Consider the following 1,271-nt stretch of genomic DNA (forward strand, 5'->3'; position numbering starts at 1 on the left):
TCATCTGGTCAGCAAGGTGATCCACAGGAAACGGCCTAGTCGGCCCAAGAACGACGGCGGCCGGAAGCCCCGCCCGCCACCCTGTGTGAGGCGGTCAACGGCGCTTCCGATCTGGGCACGGCTGCCAGGTGTGATGGTCCGAACCCGGCGCGATGGCATGCGCAGGGGCCCAGGCGGGCAGGGCCCAGTCACTGGGGGAGGTAACCGCCCGTGGTCACCTCGGCGGCACTCGGCCATGGGTGCGGGCACGACGGGACACAGAGGGGACTGGTGGGGGCCATGGTCGAGCTCGCCGACCACATCGACGAGGGCCGACTGCCAGCTCCGTGACCACTCCGCTTGGCTAACGAAGGCGCAGGCCCCCCGGCAGTTCTTCTTCAATGATCTAGACCAGCCAGTCGAAGGCGGTCGGGCCACGTCCAGCGCGGGCTTCCGCCAGCCTGGCGGCCATACGTGCCTTGTTCGTCGGATGACAGCGGGCGAGCCACCTCTCGAGCTGCCGAGCAGTCTCCGGATATCCCAGATGCTGGCGGGAGGCTTCGTGATCACGCCACTCGATCACGAAGTCGCGTCGTCCGGTGTCCCGAAGCCGCCGCGGAGGCAGTCAGCGAAGGCATCAAGGTTCCGGCCGAAGTATCCGCCGCAGCCGATGCTCTCGCCAGCGACCCGCCAGAAGTCCTCCAGCGTCTTGACCTGGCTGCAGTCCAACACGTATCTCACTGGCCGCGTAGGTCAGTAGCGGCTCTGGTCCACTTTCTGTGGGCGGCTACGCAGCGTGACTGTTGATCTTCGATGGATGCCGTGCGATGTCGCCCGGAAATCGCCTGCGGTGAGTGGGGGCTGGCCAAGAGTGCTTCGGCGTGAACGAAGTTCGGACATCGCTCGAAGAAGTGCTGCTTGCATCGGTTGAGGGCGTCCACGTTGTGGCGGTCGAGGTGGCGGAGGTCGGTGTCCGGGTGGAGGCCCGGTCGACGATGGGCGGGGCGTCCTGCCCAAGCTGTGGACTGTGGTCAGTGCGAGTGCACGGGTCGTACCTGCGGTTTCCTCGTGATCTTCCGACCGCTGGCCAGCATGTGGTGTTGTCCTTGAGGGTCCGCCGGTTCTCCTGCAGGGAGAGTGCCTGCCCTCGCGGACCTTTGCCGAGCAGATACCTGGCCTCACCCGCCGGTACGGAAGGCGAACCGAACGGCTGCGCTCGGCCCTCGCGTCCGTCGGCGTTGCCTTGGCTGGCCGTGCTGGCGCCCGGATGGCCCATGTCTTCGGCGCACCGG

At 67.0% G+C, this 1,271-nt stretch carries 1 protein-coding gene and 1 pseudogene; one reads left to right on the forward strand and one right to left on the reverse strand.

Going from position 1 to position 1,271, the window contains the following annotated elements:
- Nucleotides 1–385: 385 nt before the first annotated feature.
- A pseudogene (locus VR44_RS39980) lies at nucleotides 386–711 on the reverse strand (barstar family protein).
- A 263-nt stretch (nucleotides 712–974) separates the two neighbouring features.
- On the opposite strand from VR44_RS39980, the gene VR44_RS43600 reads away from it, so the two are divergent.
- On the forward strand, nucleotides 975–1,271 hold a 297-nt coding region (locus VR44_RS43600; protein ID WP_245692917.1), incomplete at its 3' end, for a transposase family protein.

It is taken from the genome of Streptomyces katrae, from assembly GCF_000966975.1.
Classification (GTDB): Bacteria; Actinomycetota; Actinomycetes; order Streptomycetales; family Streptomycetaceae; genus Streptomyces; species Streptomyces katrae.